This is a genomic window from Spiroplasma endosymbiont of Aleiodes alternator (assembly GCF_964031135.1).
Classification (GTDB): Bacteria; Bacillota_I; Bacilli_A; order Mycoplasmatales; family VBWQ01; genus Spiroplasma_E.
Map to the genome: position 1 here is coordinate 320,833 of NZ_OZ035008.1, position 17,530 is coordinate 338,362.

Here is a 17,530-nt window from a genome sequence, read left to right on the forward strand (position 1 = left end):
ACTAATTGAATGTTTAATTTAAAAAAAATAAAATTTTGAGCAAAATCATCTCGTGCTAATAATGAAAAAATTAGTCTTAATGAATTAATATGAATTGGTTTTAACTATACTTGTGGTATTGCATTTCCAATGGCATTAATTGGCATTTATTATTGAAATAATGGTGGCGTTGGTTTACATATGCTATGAGTTATTTTATTATGTGCTTTAATTGCTGCTGGAACTGCACTTGCTTTTACTAAATGTAGTCGTGTTTATCATGACACTAATGGTGGTGCTTATGTTTATGTTCGTGGAGTTTTTGGTCGTTTTTGAGGATGAATAATTGGTTTTATTCAATATATTACTTTACCTTCAACAATTATTGTAACTATTATTTCTATGTTTCGAGTGAATTTAGATCAATTATCAATTTTTAATTGAGTTCCTGAACGATGATCGAGTTTAATGATTGATAGTATTGGTATTTTTATTTATGCTGCTGTTGCTAGTTGCATGTATTTTGGAATGAAGGGATTTCGTTGATTTGTTAATATTTCTGGTATTATTAAATGAGGTTCTGCTTTGTTTTTAATTGTTTGTGCTATTATTTTGGTAGTAACTAATAAAGGTTTAGCATTTTCACAAGCGGCTGAAGGAACAAAAAACATTAATTTAACTTTACCAAAAATTAATAATGCATTTAGTGGCTTCTTCTATTTCTTTATTGGTTTTGAAACTTTTATTGTTGTTGGAAAAAATGTTAAAAATCCAACTAAAAACTTTGGTAAAGGTATTTTAATAGTTTTATTATTATCAACTATTTTTTATTTAGCTGTATCAGTATTAGTATTTGGTGCCATTACTATTGACGGTACAAATGGCCAAAATGGTTGATCTGGAGCTACTAATGAATATAATCCGAATAATGTTATATCAGGAATTGCTGGTATTACTGGTATGATTGTACTAGTTATTTCTACTTTATCATTGAAATTAAATGGTGCTATGCAAAATTCTTTATATTCTGGTGGTATGATTCAACCATTAGCCAAAGAAGGATATATTACCAAAAAATTAGCCAAATTAAATAAAGAAAATATTGCAATGCGTGCTAGTACAGCTAATTTAATTATTACTATTATTGCTTGTATTATTATGTTAATAATCCCAGATTTAATTGGTGCACCTTTTGATTTTAATACAGTACTAGGATTTTCTACTAACATTACTATTGCTGTATATATTTTTGTGTTAGCTGCCACGTGTGTTATGGGTTATCGTAAACAAATTAAAATTAAAATTTGAGAATGAATTGTTTTTGTTGCTTGTGGTTTATTTTTACTTAGTCAGTTTGTTGTTTTTAACTATGGTATGATTAATGACATGATTAATAAAAGAGGGGAAGTATTAATAGCTGTTATTATTGAATTCTTAATGTTTTGAATGTTTATTGTAATTGCTGTTATTTGATATTTTATTTATTATCAACCAAAATTAAAAATGCGTTTAGCATCAAATTTAGATTATCAAAATCAATTAGATCAAGAATTCATACCAATGACTGAAGAAGAAGCAATAAAATATTTACTTAATGAACCCGAAACAGAATTAGAACGAATTAAAATTCATGAAAATGAAGCCAGATCAGTTACAACTTAATTTCTTTAAATTATATTTTAACTTTTAAGAGTAATCATTTATTAATGATTACTCTTTTTCATATGCTCTTATCATTAATATCAATATTTTTAATTATATTTTAAAGAAATTAAAATCTATCATAAAATAATTATTTCTGTAATCTATTTTATTTTTTTGTTAAAAAATGATTTAATTACTATTATATTTGGAGAAAAAAAATGATAAATACACAAGTATTGATTTTAGATTTTGGAAGTCTGAACTTGTCAAGAAAAGTGGACAATAAAAGTAACCTTTTATTAAATTTTATAAAATAGCGTTTGTAAGTGTTAAATTTATAGGTATGAAGTAATTATTTGTTGGTTTGGAATGAGCTAATCGATATTCGATTGGACTCATTCCTTTTAATTTTATTTGAGGTCGATAATTATTATAAAAGTAAATATATTTAGGTAAGTTGTCTTGTATTCATTCAATAGTTCTATTTTTTCTTGGAATTTGATATAGAAATTCTGTTTTCATTGTTCCAAATCAAGTTTCAGTAGCACCATTATCGGGACTTTCCAGCAATCTGTGTAACTTAGTGATTTTACAACTAAAATTTATTTAAAAAACACAGTTTTTAGGAAAGTCCCCCCATTATCACAGGAATTACCTCTTCTAGACATTGAAATTTTTATTTTTAATTCATCACATAAAATTTTATAAGAAGGATTTGTATAGTGAAATCCTTGATCTGATTGTAAAATTCATGAAGTAGGTTTTTGAGCATTAACTCAAGCTTGGATAATGTTTTGGACAACAAATGTCATGTCTAAACTTGCACTTATTTTATAATCTAATATTTCATTATTATGAAAATCTTTAACAATTGATAAATAATATGTTTTACCATTAGTTAATAAATAAGTTATATCAGTACCTAATTTTTCATTTAAATTAGTAGTTGAAAAATCACGTTTTAATAAATTATCATATCTTAAACTTCCTGATTTAGTTCTATAATCAAATTTTTTTATGCGAACCTTAGCTTTTAAACTCATATTTTTCATATATCTATATAAAATATGAAATTTTAATTTTAAATTATAAATTTTATTAATTCATAAAGTTATCATTTTATAACCATAAATTTCTTGAAATTCATAAAAAATATTTTTAATTATATTAGGTAAAAATGTATCTCATTTATTAAATTCATTCATTCCATTCTTAATTCACTTATAATATCCTGATTTTGAAACATTTAATAATCAACATAAATAACTAATCTGATATTTTTTCTTCAATGAGAAAATCACAAAATATTTCTTCTTTTTTGTCGTTTTTTCTAAATACTTTTTTATATCGTTCATTGCCTCAATATATTCAATTAATTCTTGTTTTCTCATTTCATTAAAATTTAAAGATTTGGGTCGACCCCTGTTCTTTTGGTTTTTTTAGCACGAATTCCATTGCCATATTCTAAACCTTTTTCACCTAATAATTTATATGCTTTAATTCATTCTTTTATTGATGATCGACCAATACCATACTCTAATGCGGTTTTATCAATTGTTTTAATTTTACTTATTTTTATTATTTTTAACTTTTCTTCTTTTGATAGTCATTTAGCCATAAAAAAATGAACACCTTCCTTAAAGTATTTTTAACACAAAGGTTACAATTCTGTGTCTACTTTATTCTAGATGTTCACAATATGGTAGTTTACTTATTTACGAAATTTTTGAGATATGTCATAGCAATAATATCGAAAACCTTATTTTATTATCAGATCCAACTAATGTTACTGTCGGTGAATTTTATGAAAAATTAGGATTCACTTATGCATGAAATAAAAAAACTTTTTTTTATGATTATGAAATTAATATACCTCATGCAATTTTTAATAAAAGAGATGAAATTGAAAAGTGAAAAAATATTAAAATAAAAGAAATTTTTTTTGATTTTGATAAGTCAAAATCAAAAGCTATAAATGATGAACAAAAGATATTAGAGGATAGTGAAATATTATCTAGTATTTTAGATGAAGTTTTAATACATGAAGAATCAATTTTCAAGGAAGATTATCAAAAAGTTATTGATTGATTTAATCAACAAAGAGAACAAATAATCAAAAATCCAAAACAATGATGAAATACTTTAACCCCCAAACAAGTAGATGTTGTTAAAAATGAGGCAAAAAAATGATGAAATAACTTAACACCAGAACAAAGAAAAATAAAATTATTAGAAAAACAAGCATATCAAAAAAGACAATAAAAAAAGATGATACTCCTTTATTGTGTGATTTTGATCAAAATATAAAAAATAAATTAGACTGCATGCAGTCTATGAAAACATCAACTCCTTTTTTTAAAAAAGATAATTTTAATATTTAGATTTTTTCTTTTCTCAAATGTCTTGTTTTTTAAAATTAACAATGTAAAATAAAATACATAATTAATTTAAAATATAAAAAAGTAAAATTAAATGGTAATTTAGAGACTTAGTGGTTGCTGTAAACTAAGCAAGTTTAATTTGAAGGTAACTTATATTATTAGCAATTTAAATAATAATTAAGTGCATTTACTTTGTAAATGAATTAGGATGGTACCGCGTTAAAAAACGTTCCTATTTGTGGAATGTTTTTTTATTTTAAAAAGGAGTATAACAAATGAATAGAAATTTAAACAAAAAATATAATCATATTGAAATTGAAAAGGATCGTTATGAACAATGAGTAAAATCTGGATTATTTAAGGCAAATGTTAGTTCTATTAATCGTACATTTTCTATTATCTTACCACCACCTAATGTAACCGGACTTTTACATTTAGGTCATGCTTGAGATAGTACTATCCAAGATTTATTAATTCGTTATAAACGTTTACAAGGATTTAATACTTTATTTATACCTGGTATGGATCATGCTGGCATTGCCACGCAAGTTAAAGTTGCACAACGTATTAAAGAAGAACAAAAACTTAATTTGCAAGAATTAGGTAAAGATAAATTTTTACAACAAGCATGAAAATCAAAAATAGAATATGCACAAAACATAAGAAAACAGTGAGCAAAACTTGGTTTAGCATTAGATTATTCGCATGAAGTATTTACTTTAGATGAAAATGTTAAGCAAGCAGTTAATGAAGTATTTGTAAAGTTATATAAAGAAGGTTTAGTTTATCGAGGAAAAAAGATAGTAAATTGAGATCCAGAATTAAAAACCGCTATTTCTAATATTGAAGTAAATTATCATGAAACAAAAGGAAAAATGTATTATTTAAAATATTTTATAGAAAATAGTAGTGAATTTATTACTATTGCTACTACCAGACCAGAAACAATGTTTGCTGATCAGTGTATAGTTGTAAATAGTAAAGATAAACGTTATTTACAATTTATTGGTAAAATGGTTGTTAATCCGGCTAATAAAATGTTAATTAAAGTCATTGCTGATGATTATGTTGATATGAATTTTGGAACAGGTGCTATGAAATGCACACCAGCACATGATGCTAATGACTATGAAATTGCATTACGTCACAATTTAGCAATCCCTATTTGTATGAATATTGATGGAACTATGAATGAATTAGCACAATCATATATTAATCAAGATCGAATGGTATGTCGTAAACAATTAGTTGAACAATTAAGAAAAGAAAATTTAGTTGTAAAGGTTGAAGACCATCTTCATCAAGTTGGTTATTCAGAAAGAAGTAACGCTATTATTGAACCATATTTATCACAACAATGATTCATAAAAATGAAACCATTAGTTGAAATGATTATTGATAAACAAAAAAATAAGAAAACAAAGATTGATTTTCATCCAATATTATTTGAACAACAACTTTTGCAGTGATTAAATAATATTCAAGATTGATGTATTTCTCGTCAATTGTGATGAGGTCATTCGCTTCCAGTTTGATATCATAAAAAAACTAAGAAAATTTATGTTGATACTAACCCACCATCACCAATTAACGATTATATTCAAGAATCAGACGTATTAGATACATGATTTTCTAGCGGTTTATGACCTTTTGTAACCTTGGGTTGACCACAAAAAAATGTTGATTTGCAAAAATATTATCCAATATCAGTATTAGTTACTGCTTATGATATTTTATTTTTTTGAGTTGCACGAATGATGTTTATGGGTTGAAAATTTACTAATCAAAAACCATTTACTAATGTTTTAATTCATGGTTTAATTCGTGATGAACAAGGTAGAAAAATGTCAAAATCATTAAATAATGGAATTGATCCAATGGAAGTTATTAAAAAGTATGGTGCGGATGCTTTACGTTACTTTTTAGTTAGCAATTGTGCTCCGGGTCAAGATTTAAGATTTAGTATTACTAAAGTTGAGTCAGCTTGAAATTTCAATAATAAGTTATGAAACGCTGCACGTTATGTACTAATGAATATTGATGATAAGTTTCAATTGGATGAAAATATTGTCTATAATAATTCATTATCATTTATTGATCAATGAATTTTACAAGAACTTAATCAATTGATTATTTATGTAGAGCAATATATGGAAAAATATGAATTTGTTTTAGTAGTTAAAGCACTATCAAATTTTATATGAAATAAATATTGTTCTTGATATATTGAATTAAATAAAGTTAATTTACAAAATCAAGAGCAACAAAGTAACTCATTACAAACATTATATTATGTTTTACAACAAATTATTATTATGGTTCATCCCTTTATTCCCTTTATCACAGAAGCAATCTATGAAGAAATGGGGTATAAAAATAGCATTTTAACAAATAAGTTTCCTAAAGTTAAAGTTATGGAAAAAACAAAAGATGTAACACAATTTGTTGAAATATTAATTGAAATTATTGGTAATATTCGAGAAATTCGTAAAGAACTTAATTTATCTTTAAAATTACCGTTAACTATTCATATCAATACGACTAATTCTTTTTTTGAATTAGAAAAAAATACTTTAAATCCTTATTTATTACAATTAACTAATAGTCAAATTGTTACTATTAGTGATAGTCCGTTGTCTGTTAATAATAAAATAATTAAAATTATTAATTCAGCAGTAATAGAAATTAATGTTTCAAATTTATTTAATAAAGAAGAACAATTAGCAAAATTAAAAGAGGAATTAGTTTATATTGAAAATGAAATAAAACGTAGTAAAGATATTTTAAGTAACCAACAATTTTTAGCAAAGGCACCACCAACAAAAGTTGAAATAGAAAAGCAGAAATTAGAAAAGTATCAAAATCAAAAAATTTTAATCAATGCCAAGATTAAAGAATTATAAAAAACTTTTATTTTAATTCAAGTTAAAAAATTTCATTATTTTCCAATTTAATATCATCGATACCTACTGAAAAATCAATAAATTCTTTACCATTTCAGTGCTCAATGTATCAAAATTTTTTATCTTCTTGAGTACCTTTTTTACCTTTTACAGCAACCAAAAAACTTCCAATTTGACTTTTTTCAACAGTAAAATCATTAGAACAAGCACTTAGTAAATTACCAAGTGTATTAAAAGTAGTAATATAATTAGTTTTTTTCAAGAATAGTTTCCTTGCCGTTGATAGCTGTAATTTCAATATTAGTAGTAACGCTATTTTGATTAGTATTACCATTTAAGAATTTTGGGATATAAATAATATTTAGTATTAATGAAGTTCCTAATATTAATATAATAGAATTATATTTGCATCATTTAATAAATGTTTTATTTTTAATTATTTTTATAAAATTATTTTCTCATTTCTTACCATCAGTTTTTATTTTTGTCATTATTATCAGCTTTTGCATTATCTTTTTTATTGGACGTATAAGTTTAACCCATAGAATTCAATAACATTTACAATATAACTTGAAAATTCTATGATTTGTTAATTTAATTATATCATAAAATACCTAAATGTTGAAAAATATAATTATAAAATTACATTTAAACAACACAAAAATTCTAATCTTAAAATTAGATTTTAAAAATATTAAGTTTTAAGTTTTTAAGCACTATTAATATAACTTCTAGAATTTAAATAATTTGCTTTTGCTATTAACATATTATTTAATGTTTGATGATGATATATTTTTGCTCCATTAGTTAAAGATTTTAAAAAATGATATACATCACTTTCTGCAGAACAGCCAATATTTCAATCAGCATTTTGATTTACAATACCATGAGCATTATTTTTAAAATAATTATAAGTTTTTTCATTAACATTAGGTTTTAAAAAAGAAAGTAATTGATTACAATCACCACTTGAAAAAGTAGTAGTACCATCAATATATTTAGTTCAATCATGAGATTCTTTTTTTCTTACCTTTAACTCCAACAAAAGATTTTCATAAATAACTATAAGCATGATATTTATCTAAAATATAATAACATCCCAATCAAGTAGCCATTGCTTTAATTCATAATGCACCATCACCAGCAACAACTAAATTATAATTATGATAATCTCATTGAACACCTAATATATTTAAATTAATATCATAATGATTAAGAATAGTTTGGGTTGAAAATTGGGACTTTCCTAAAAACTGTGTTTTTTAAATAAATTTTAGTTGTAAAATCACTAAGTTACACAGATTGCTGGAAAGTCCCAATTTTCATTTAAATTAGTAGTTGAAAAATCACGTTTTAATAAATTATCATATCTTAAACTTCCTGATTTAGTTCTATAATCAAATTTTTTTATGCGAACCTTAGCTTTTAAACTCATATTTTTCATATATCTATATACAATATGAAATTTTAATTTTAAATTATAAATTTTGTTAATTCATAAAGTTATCATTTTATAACCATAAATTTCTTGAAATTCATAAAAAATATTTTTAATTATATTAGCTAAAAATGTATCTCATTTATTAAATTCATTCATTCCATTCTTAATTCACTTATAATATCCTGATTTTGAAACATTTAATAATCAACATAAATAACTAATCTGATATTTTTTCTTCAATGAGAAAATCACAAAATATTTCTTCTTTTTTTGTCGATTTTTCTAAATACTTTTTTATATCGTTCATTGCCTCAATATATTCAATTAATTCTTGTTTTGTCATTTCATTAAAATTTAAAGATTTGGGTCGACCTGTTCTTTTGGTTTTTTTAGCACGAATTCCATTGCCATATTTTAAACCTTTTTCACCTAATAATTTATATGCTTTAATTCATTCTTTTATTGATGATCGACCAATACCATACTCTAATGCGGTTTTATCAATTGTTTTAATTTTACTTATTTTTATTATTTTTAACTTTTCTTCTTTTGATAGTCATTTAGCCATAAAAAAATGAACACCTTCCTTAAAGTATTTTTAACACAAAGGTTACAATTCTGTGTCTACTTTATTCTAGATGTTCATTTTCTTACTAGAAGAATAAATGGTCATATTAATAATATTAATGAATGAGATGAAAATGATGTGCAAGATATAAATAACTCAGATAGAGAATATCTTATTTCTAATAATAATCGTAATCATGATCATTCTCTTATCCAATGCGTAACTATCTAATTATATTAATATAGTGAAAAGATTCCTACTTTTAATGAAATTAAAAGTAGGAATTAACATATATGAAAAATATTTAAAAATATTAAAATCATTTTTATTTACAAAAAGTTTAAATTATAATAAATATTTTATACAATATTTCATTTTTTTTATTATAATTTAGTAGACTATTAATAAACATATTTTATAAGGAGTGAAATATATATAATGTTAAAAATGAAAGGTATTGGTGCTAGTAATGGCATTGCTCTAGCCAAAGCATTAATCTTAAAACATGAAACTATCAAAACTAATCCTAAAAAAATTAATGAAAAAGAAATAGAAGGAGAAGTTAAAAAGTTACATGATGCCTTAAAAATAGCAGGTGATGAAATTAAACAACTCATCCAAAATACAACAAAAACTTTAGGTGAAGAAAAAGCCGCTGTTTTTGAAACTCATTTTTTAGTAACAACTGATCCAGTATTAATTGAAGATACTGAAAAGTTAATTAAAGAAGAAAAATATAATGCTGCTAATGCTTTAGAAAGTACTGCTAATAAAGCAATTGCAACATTGCAAGCAATGGATGATGATTATTTTTGTGAACGTGCTGCTGATGTTATTGATGTTCGTGATCGAATTTTACGTAAAATTTTAAATATTAAAACTATTGATTTAAGTGCAATTAAAGAAGAAACAATTATTGTTAGTCATGATCTAACACCTTCAGAAACAAGTCAATTGAATCCTAAATTTGTTAAAGGATTTTTATGTGATATTGGTGGTAGAACTTCTCATGCAGCAATTATGGCTCGTAGTCTTGGTATTCCAGCGGTTCTTGGGTTAAAAAATGTTACTACAAAAGTAAAAAATAATCAATTTTGTGTATTAGATGGTAATACTGGTGAAATTGAAATTGATTTAAATAGTAGTGAAAAAAATAAATGAGTTGCTAAACAAAGCGCATGAATTGAAGAACAAAAAGAATTATTAGTATTTAAAGGTAAATTAACTAAAACTAGTGATAATCATGAAGTAAAGTTAGAAGCAAATATTGGTTCACCCAAAGATATGATTAAAGCAATTGAATATGATGCACAAGGAGTAGGACTTTTTAGAAGTGAATTTCTTTATATGGAAAGTAGTGATTTTCCAAGTGAAGATATTCAATTTGAAGAATATAAAAAAGTATTGTCTGCTACTAAACATAAAGTTGTTATTAGAACTTTAGATATTGGTGGTGATAAAGAATTATCATATTTAGATTTACCAAAAGAAATGAATCCTTTCCTTGGTTATCGTGCTATTCGTTTGTGTTTAGATCGTAAAGATATTTTTAAAACTCAGTTACGTGCTTTAATTCGTGCTTCAGCTTTTGGTAAATTAGCTATTATGTTTCCAATGATTGCTACTGTTGAAGAATTTAAAGCAGCTAAAGCATTATATGAAACTTGCAAAAAAGAATTGATTAAAGAAAAAGTTAAAGTTAGTGATGATATTCAAGTTGGAATGATGATTGAAATTCCAGCAGCAGCAGTTAATGCCGAAACATTTGCTAAATATGCAGATTTCTTTTCAATTGGAACTAATGATTTAATTCAATATAGTTTAGCCGCTGATCGTATGTCAGAAAAAGTGTCTTATTTATATCAACCATATCATCCATCAATTTTACGTTTGATTAAGATGACAATTGATGGTGGGCATAAATATAATCGTCCTGTTGCCATGTGTGGTGAAATGGCTGGTGATAAAATTGCTGTTCCACTACTAGTTGGTCTAGGGCTAGATGAATTTTCAATGTCTGCATCTAGTGTTTTAGAAACTAGAAAAATTATTAGTACTTTAAATAAAAAGGATACAGAAATATTAGCATCAAAAGCATTACAATGTGAAACCAATGAAGAAGTTAAATCATTAGTAGAAAAATTTTTATCAAAAAAATAAAAATATTATTTATTTTTAAAGTTACATTATTTAATGTTAAAATTATAAACATCTAATTTACATAATTTTGAGGAGAATCGACATATGTTTTTCAAGAAAAAAAAACAATTACCTTTATTAATTTATGCGCCAGTTACTGGTAAAGTTATTAACCTTAGTAAAGTTGAAGATCCAGTATTTGCTCAGGAAATGTTAGGGACTGGTTTTGCTATTATTCCTGAATATAAAGATAAAGATGGAGTTGAATTTGTATCACCATTTGATGGAAAATTAGCAACAGTATTTAATACAGGACATGCTTATGGTATTAAAGATGTAAATACAGGTATTGAATGTTTAGTTCATATTGGTATTGATACTGTTGAATTAGCTGGTAAGGGCTTTGATATTAAAGTTGAACAAGGTAAACCAATTAAAAAATCAGAAGTAATGGTAGTTGCTAATTTACAAGAAGTTAAGAATAAAGGTAAAAAAGTAACAACACCAATTGTTTTCACTAATGAAACAATTGAAGGTTATGTTGTAAAGCAAGTAGTAAAAGATGATGAACAAGTAACGGTTGGTCAAATAATTGCTGAAGTCACTAAGAAATAAATATTTTTATTAAAACAAAATTAATTTGATAAAATATTAGTAAGTATTTATATATTATTGGAGGGTATCATTTATTATGGATAATTTTTGGCAACATTATTGATGAGCAGTACTTATTGTAGTTTTAGCTATGTTAATAATACTTTATATTTTATATAGAATTTATCAAATTTTCCATATTGATTATCACTGAGAACTGAATCGTCATTTTCCACAATGAAGTAATGAGGGAATCATTACTAGGGATAACTATTTTTTACATACTGAATTTAAATTTGTTGATAATAGTAAATATATTATTATTGGTATTCATGGTATGGGTGCCTCTTTAACAGACTTTAAAACAGCTGCTAAGTTTTTTACTAAACATGGTATTTCATTTTTAAGTTTTGATCAACGAGGTTGAGGAGAAAATGAAAAATGAAAATATCATACTTTAGGAACAACTATTAATGATATTAAAGATATTATAACGGTTTTGAATGAACGTTATACTAATAAAAAAATTTTATTAATGGGTGAATCATTAGGTTCGGCATTAACAGCATTAGCAATTAAAAGATTACCAAAAATGATTGATGGTGCAATTTTAACTAATTTTGTTACTAAGAAACAAATATTTAAAATAAAACGTTCATTAGTTTGTCATGCAATTTGAGGATTTCTATTTTATAAACATCATCCATTACCTATTACTTTTGATATGGAAACAATTTCTATTAACTCTAATTATATTAAAAAAGGGAAAATTAGAGCAATGACTAATATGAAATTTACATTATTATTTTCTTTACAAGCACAAAAATTAAGTAAACAAGTACCAAAAAATCTTAATAATGCTAAATGTCCGGTTTTGATTGTTCAATCTGCAAAAGATATATTTGCCGATTTTGATAAAATTGAAAAAAATAATAAACGTTGAAGACAGGGGATAACTTATAGTTTTTATGAAGAAGGTAATCATGCAATTTTAAATGAACCCAATATTAATATTATTTTAGAAGATGTTTTAACTTGAATAGAAAAAGAACATATATAATGATTATTTATGTTATTAGATCAAAAAAAATAATTAGAAAATTTAAAAATAGTAAATAATAGTTGATTGAGTAATTTTGGGACTTTCCAGCAATCTGTGTAACTTACTGATTTTACAACTAAAATTTATTTAAAAAACACAGTTTTTAGGAAAGTCCCCTATTATTTATTCTTATTATTATTGTTGACTTTAAAGAAATAGTTTCTTGGTTTTTTACTAAAGCAATAGAAAGTGTTAGTTCATCTCCGTCTGTTAAATCATTTGGACAAGGGAATGCTCCCCTTCTTTCAAAACTTATAACATTAAATTTTGCTTTTCAACCAACTAATTGTTCAAAGTTATTAAATTTAATAGCTTTTTCAGTTCTGCTTTTGCTTATTAATGGTACTTCTGTTTTATCTTTTAATCATTTATTAACAGTTTCTTCTAATTTATAACCCGCTTGGAAATGTTCAATAGAACTTCCTTCATAAACAAATTCATTATAACTTAACTTAGCAGGACTATCACTTGCAAAAATATTAAATAAAGCATCAGTTCCAGTCATTACTTTTACTGCATATTTATCCCCTAAATTTGTTTTACCATCTTCTTTAAAGAATTGTAAATTATATGTCCCATCACCAACTACAAGTTTTTCATCATCATTTGGTTCTACAAATTTACTAGTAGAAACTTTTATATTAGATATTTTATTTTTAATTTTAGCAACTTCTGCTACATCAAAAGTACTATCTTCAGGTGTTGTTCCTGATGTTAATTTCTGTTGTAAAACAGATTTTAAAAAAAAGAAACTGTCTTTATCTTTAGCTTTGGCTTGACCAGTAGTTGCCTCTTTTTCTAATAATTTAGTAACCAAAATATCGGAATTATCAATTAAGAAAAAGGATGTATCTTTTTCTCAATCAAGTCTAATAGTTTTTAAACCGTTTCCTTCATCATTTGTTAAACCTAAATTTATTGATACTTGATCTAGTAATACTTTTACTTGATCTTCTTTGTTGTTACCACAAGCTATAACAGTAGTTACTGGTACTGTTGTTATGACACTAGCACCTAATAACTTTAATAATGTTCTCATATTCCTCATTTTTCTCTTAACCTCCTCAGTTAAATCTAGAATAGATGTGAGAAATTATCTTCAATAATCTTATGTAAAACATATTATTTTAAATAACTCACTAACACTATTATAATACATAAAAAAATTTTATGGTTTTTTTACACCTTTAAGACTGTATTTGTAAATTATTAATAGTAAAATTAAATAAAAAACACTTATAATTTTAATTTTTAATATAATCAAAATATATTAAAAATATTTAAGATTTTAATTAAAAATTAAAATTATATTAGTATTTATTGTTATAAAGTAATATCTGAAAAAAATAAAAATAATAAAGTATAATTTTTCTATAAATAAAAAAATATAAGTTTTTGACCTATTGTTTAAGTTTTAAGCAAGTAGGTTTTTTATTTTGAAAGGGGAAAAATATGAATTTAAAATCTTTACTATCTGAAATAAAATTTGATTATAAAGAAATTATAGAAATTTTTAGAAAAATAGAAACAAAAATGGAAAAATTAAATCATTATGAGATGAATTAAGTAAGTATAAACAGCAATTACAGAAAGAAAAAAGTGATGATAATATTAACCAAAAATTATTAATTATGGGTTTTCTCCCTTTATGTAGTATTTTAAATTTTATCACATAAATGTTGAGAAAACCCTATCTACGGACTTCTCCCCACATTTTTAAATCAAACATAGCATTACAGTTTCAAAACTAGGTATCTTGTTGAATTTATATGCAGCTTCTTTGGCATATAAATGAACATGATGTTTTGCAACTTTGATATGTGTTTTAAATGTTCTTCTTATATGTTTTCAAACTGATTCAATTTCGTTGGTATTGACACCAGTTTTTGAAATATAGCCATCTTGATGGTTAACTGTTTCATGCTTAGTGAAAACCAATTTCAAATCGTGATATCCTTTTCAAGAATCAGTATATACAACACACTTTGAAGAAATGTGGTTTCTTGCAAACTGCAAAAGATTTTTACTGTTTGCGTTTTTCAATATTTTCACAATTAAATTATTGGTTGTTTTTTTCATAAATCCCAACAATCAAAGTTTTATTCACCAAGGATCTTCCTTGTTTTTTAAAACCCATATGTGAAAGATACATTTCATCCATTTGCACTATCCCCTCAACAATGAATTGAGGTTCTTGTTTAGCAATGGCACTTCGGATTTTGTGACCCATTCTTCAAGCTGTTTTTAAGGTCACTCCCAACTCTTTTGTAACATCAGTTGATGGAATTCCATGTTTGGTGTTTATTCATCTAAAGATGAGATAAAACCAAGATGTCAAAGGTGTTTGTGACTTGTAAAAAATGGTGTTATGAAGAATAGTAATGTTGGGACTTTCCAGCAATCTGTGTAACTTACTGATTTTACAACTAAAATTTATTTAAAAAACACAGTTTTTAGGAAAGTCCCTAAATGTTTGATGACATTTCAAACATCTTATTCTTCTTAAATCAGAAGTATTCAAACTTGTTCAAGAACACCTGATACATTTGTTTTCCTTCAAACTTGCTATATATTTCAAACAATTCTTTTCAGTTTGAAATATTCTGTTGAATTCATTTCAATTCATTTTTCCTCCACAAGTACATGTGGGGAGAAGTCCGTTAATTATTTATAAAGTTTCTGCTTTTGTTGAAGAAATGTTGTTAAATTCTTGTCAATCAACAGAATATGATCCTGCTACTGGAAAAATAATTAGAGACAGTAAAATGAGTGAAAATTTTGTAAATGATTGAAATAATATTAATAAAATATTAGAACAAATTTTTTTACCAGAAGATGAAGTTGTAGAAATTTCAGAATTAGCAGATGATCAATTAAGTCTACTAAATAATGAACAAACGCAAACAGATCGTGAAAGTGAATGTTTTCCCAAACGATGTTTAATTTTATAAAAATAAAATAAAAATTAAAAAACTTTTCTCTAATTAGAGAAAAGTTTTAATTAACATAGTGCTTTAAATTCTACTAAAATATTGATTGAGGTAATAAAGTTCCAATACTTAACATTATTAAGGCAAAGACAGTAATACCAATAGTATATGGTCAGATTGCTCGATAAAAACTTGTTAGGGGAACTTTAGCAATGGCAAGTCCTGCCATCATTACACCTGCACTTGGTGCAAAAAAATTAATTCAACCACTAGCCATAACAAAAGTAGTAATCATTCCTGAACCTAATCCTAAAGGAATTACTATTTTTGAAACAATAGGGAAAACAGCTTTTGCAAATCCTGATGTTGAAGGAATAACAAAGGCAATCAAAAGAAAAGCAAAAAAACCAATAATAACAATAGCAAATCTTGGCAATTTATCAATACTTTGCAATTGACCAACAACAACATGTTGCATTCCTGAATGTTGTAATGATCAGCCAATTCCACCAGCAACAGCAATTATTAAAGCAACACCTAATAATTCTGAAGAACCACTAATAAAATTACGAACATATTGTTCTTCGCCTTTTCAATCAATTGCTGCAATGATAATTGAAACAAAGAAAAATAAGAAAGCTAACATTTCAATATTTCAGTCACCAAATGCATTAATTTGACTTGTGAAATATGGAAAATATTTAATTAATGTATTGTGAAAATCATCAAAAATAGTTGTTCCTGTAATTTTACCTCATGGAATAATACAAAGCACCATAATTAAAAATGTTAATCCAAATAGTGCTAAAATAATTTTACGACGTTTAGTAAATTCAGGTATTTCTTCTTTATTAATAAATTCTTCATGATGCTCACTATGTAAGTGAAAAACAACTGATTTTTCAGGATTACGTTTAACACGGATTGGATATCACATAACAAAAGCAATAGTACCGATAGTTGCTAAAAATCAACAAATTAAACGTCAGATGATTCCATCACCCGGATTTAAACCACTAGCTTGTGAAGCTGTGGCAATAGCAAAGGGATTAAGTGTTGAAAACATAACACCAACACCAGCACCCAATAAAATCATTAATACAGCTGTAACAACATCAAAACCAGCAGCTAACATTGCTGGAATAATAATTAAATAGTAAGGAATAGTTTCTTCACACATTCCTTCAACTGTTCCACCAATCGATAGAATAGTCATAATTGAAGGAATAATTCAAATTTCTTTTCCGTTTAGACGTTTAACTAAACGACCAATTCCTGCATCTAGTGCACCTGATTTCATGACTATGCCAATATATCCACCAATTACTAAAACAAAAACAATAATATCACTGCTACCAATGAAACCTTTAATTGGAGCCAAAAATAAGTCCATGATACCTAATGGCCCACCGTCTTGTCAGGGGTTATCAGTGCTTACAGGCTTTGATTCATCTTCTAATCATTTACCTGTTGTTCCTGGAATCCAAGAAATAATAATAATTAGAGCAATAATAAAGAATAAGACTGTAATTGCTGTTGGCATTTTAAATGGAAATAAACGAAATTTTTTCTTTTTGGTAATTCCCATATATGATTAATACCTCCTTCTTTATTTTTTTAAAAGTATTATTATATAATACACTATTTATCATGTAGAATAAAAGATGTTTAAGCTTATTTTTTAAAATAACTTATTAAAAAAGTACTATTTTTATTTAAGTAACATTATTATAATAATAGTTTTTAAAAAAATGTTATTTTTTTATTAGTATTATTTGAAAATTTAATTAAATATTAGTAGTATTTTAAAATAAAATTAGTTATTATAAATTACATATATTTTTTTATT

20 protein-coding genes are annotated in these 17,530 nt (G+C 25.1%); 8 read left to right on the forward strand and 12 right to left on the reverse strand.

The window, feature by feature from the left end:
• Positions 1-9: 9 nt before the first annotated feature.
• Positions 10-1,641 (forward strand): APC family permease, encoded by a 1,632-nt coding sequence (locus tag ACQH20_RS01940; protein WP_425377317.1) that lies wholly within the window; start codon positions 10-12, stop codon positions 1,639-1,641.
• 288 nt (positions 1,642-1,929) lie between these two features.
• Here the strand turns inward: ACQH20_RS01940 and ACQH20_RS01945 are convergent, their stop codons facing one another.
• The 3 genes from ACQH20_RS01945 to ACQH20_RS01955 are packed head-to-tail and all read right to left on the reverse strand — an operon-like array spanning position 1,930 to position 3,241.
• Entirely contained in the window at positions 1,930-2,193 is a 264-nt protein-coding gene (locus tag ACQH20_RS01945) for an IS3 family transposase (protein WP_425377318.1), read from the reverse strand.
• Positions 2,194-2,225: 32 nt separating this feature from the next.
• Positions 2,226-3,014 (reverse strand): IS3 family transposase, encoded by a 789-nt coding sequence (locus ACQH20_RS01950; protein ID WP_425377319.1) that lies wholly within the window; start codon positions 3,012-3,014, stop codon positions 2,226-2,228.
• A gap of 11 nt (positions 3,015-3,025) precedes the next feature.
• Complete coding sequence (locus ACQH20_RS01955) at positions 3,026-3,241, reverse strand: helix-turn-helix domain-containing protein (protein WP_425377320.1); 216 nt, start codon at positions 3,239-3,241, stop codon at positions 3,026-3,028.
• Positions 3,242-3,247: 6 nt separating this feature from the next.
• On the opposite strand from ACQH20_RS01955, the gene ACQH20_RS01960 reads away from it, so the two are divergent.
• Complete coding sequence (locus tag ACQH20_RS01960; protein ID WP_425377321.1) at positions 3,248-3,439, forward strand: hypothetical protein; 192 nt, start codon at positions 3,248-3,250, stop codon at positions 3,437-3,439.
• Between the two features lie 840 nt (positions 3,440-4,279).
• Positions 4,280-6,907: a valine--tRNA ligase gene (locus tag ACQH20_RS01965; RefSeq protein ID WP_425377322.1), complete on the forward strand. Its 2,628-nt coding sequence runs from the start codon at positions 4,280-4,282 to the stop codon at positions 6,905-6,907.
• Between the two features lie 22 nt (positions 6,908-6,929).
• Here the strand turns inward: ACQH20_RS01965 and ACQH20_RS01970 are convergent, their stop codons facing one another.
• From ACQH20_RS01970 to ACQH20_RS01990, 5 genes are all read right to left on the reverse strand, one after another.
• Entirely contained in the window at positions 6,930-7,169 is a 240-nt protein-coding gene (locus ACQH20_RS01970) for a hypothetical protein (RefSeq protein ID WP_425377323.1), read from the reverse strand.
• Positions 7,156-7,398: a hypothetical protein gene (locus tag ACQH20_RS01975; protein WP_425377324.1), complete on the reverse strand. Its 243-nt coding sequence runs from the start codon at positions 7,396-7,398 to the stop codon at positions 7,156-7,158. Before ACQH20_RS01975 ends, ACQH20_RS01970 begins: the two co-directional genes overlap by 14 nt.
• Positions 7,399-7,616: 218 nt before the next feature.
• Positions 7,617-7,952 carry a hypothetical protein gene (locus ACQH20_RS01980; protein ID WP_425377325.1) on the reverse strand — a complete coding sequence of 112 codons (336 nt, stop codon included), beginning with the start codon at positions 7,950-7,952 and terminating at the stop codon, positions 7,617-7,619.
• 243 nt (positions 7,953-8,195) lie between these two features.
• Entirely contained in the window at positions 8,196-8,600 is a 405-nt protein-coding gene (locus tag ACQH20_RS01985; RefSeq protein ID WP_425377326.1) for an IS3 family transposase, read from the reverse strand.
• On the reverse strand, positions 8,566-8,916 hold the full coding sequence (locus ACQH20_RS01990; RefSeq protein WP_425377327.1) for a hypothetical protein: 351 nt from the start codon (positions 8,914-8,916) through the stop codon (positions 8,566-8,568). Before ACQH20_RS01990 ends, ACQH20_RS01985 begins: the two co-directional genes overlap by 35 nt.
• A gap of 6 nt (positions 8,917-8,922) precedes the next feature.
• On the opposite strand from ACQH20_RS01990, the gene ACQH20_RS01995 reads away from it, so the two are divergent.
• From ACQH20_RS01995 to ACQH20_RS02010, 4 genes are all read left to right on the forward strand, one after another.
• Positions 8,923-9,147 carry a hypothetical protein gene (locus tag ACQH20_RS01995; protein WP_425377328.1) on the forward strand — a complete coding sequence of 75 codons (225 nt, stop codon included), beginning with the start codon at positions 8,923-8,925 and terminating at the stop codon, positions 9,145-9,147.
• A gap of 204 nt (positions 9,148-9,351) precedes the next feature.
• Positions 9,352-11,076 carry a phosphoenolpyruvate--protein phosphotransferase gene (ptsP, locus tag ACQH20_RS02000; protein ID WP_425377565.1) on the forward strand — a complete coding sequence of 575 codons (1,725 nt, stop codon included), beginning with the start codon at positions 9,352-9,354 and terminating at the stop codon, positions 11,074-11,076.
• Between the two features lie 84 nt (positions 11,077-11,160).
• The gene (locus ACQH20_RS02005) at positions 11,161-11,670 is read left to right on the forward strand and encodes a PTS sugar transporter subunit IIA (protein ID WP_425377329.1); all 510 of its coding nucleotides are present in this window, start codon (positions 11,161-11,163) and stop codon (positions 11,668-11,670) included.
• Positions 11,671-11,746: 76 nt separating this feature from the next.
• A complete protein-coding gene (locus ACQH20_RS02010; RefSeq protein WP_425377330.1) occupies positions 11,747-12,709 on the forward strand; it encodes an alpha/beta hydrolase in 963 nt (320 codons plus the stop codon).
• A gap of 145 nt (positions 12,710-12,854) precedes the next feature.
• Here ACQH20_RS02010 and ACQH20_RS02015 read toward each other — a convergent pair whose 3' ends face one another.
• The 3 genes from ACQH20_RS02015 to ACQH20_RS02025 form a co-directional block, all read right to left on the reverse strand.
• Positions 12,855-13,799: a hypothetical protein gene (locus tag ACQH20_RS02015; RefSeq protein WP_425377331.1), complete on the reverse strand. Its 945-nt coding sequence runs from the start codon at positions 13,797-13,799 to the stop codon at positions 12,855-12,857.
• A 668-nt stretch (positions 13,800-14,467) separates the two neighbouring features.
• Positions 14,468-14,908: a transposase gene (locus ACQH20_RS02020; RefSeq protein ID WP_425377332.1), complete on the reverse strand. Its 441-nt coding sequence runs from the start codon at positions 14,906-14,908 to the stop codon at positions 14,468-14,470.
• On the reverse strand, positions 14,811-15,152 hold the full coding sequence (locus ACQH20_RS02025) for a hypothetical protein (RefSeq protein ID WP_425377333.1): 342 nt from the start codon (positions 15,150-15,152) through the stop codon (positions 14,811-14,813). Before ACQH20_RS02025 ends, ACQH20_RS02020 begins: the two co-directional genes overlap by 98 nt.
• A gap of 244 nt (positions 15,153-15,396) precedes the next feature.
• Here ACQH20_RS02025 and ACQH20_RS02030 point away from each other — a divergent pair, with 244 nt between their 5' ends.
• On the forward strand, positions 15,397-15,702 hold the full coding sequence (locus tag ACQH20_RS02030) for a hypothetical protein (RefSeq protein WP_425377334.1): 306 nt from the start codon (positions 15,397-15,399) through the stop codon (positions 15,700-15,702).
• 73 nt (positions 15,703-15,775) lie between these two features.
• Here the strand turns inward: ACQH20_RS02030 and ACQH20_RS02035 are convergent, their stop codons facing one another.
• Positions 15,776-17,269, reverse strand: coding sequence for a YfcC family protein (locus ACQH20_RS02035; protein WP_425377335.1), 1,494 nt, complete (start codon positions 17,267-17,269; stop codon positions 15,776-15,778).
• Positions 17,270-17,530: the final 261 nt, after the last annotated feature.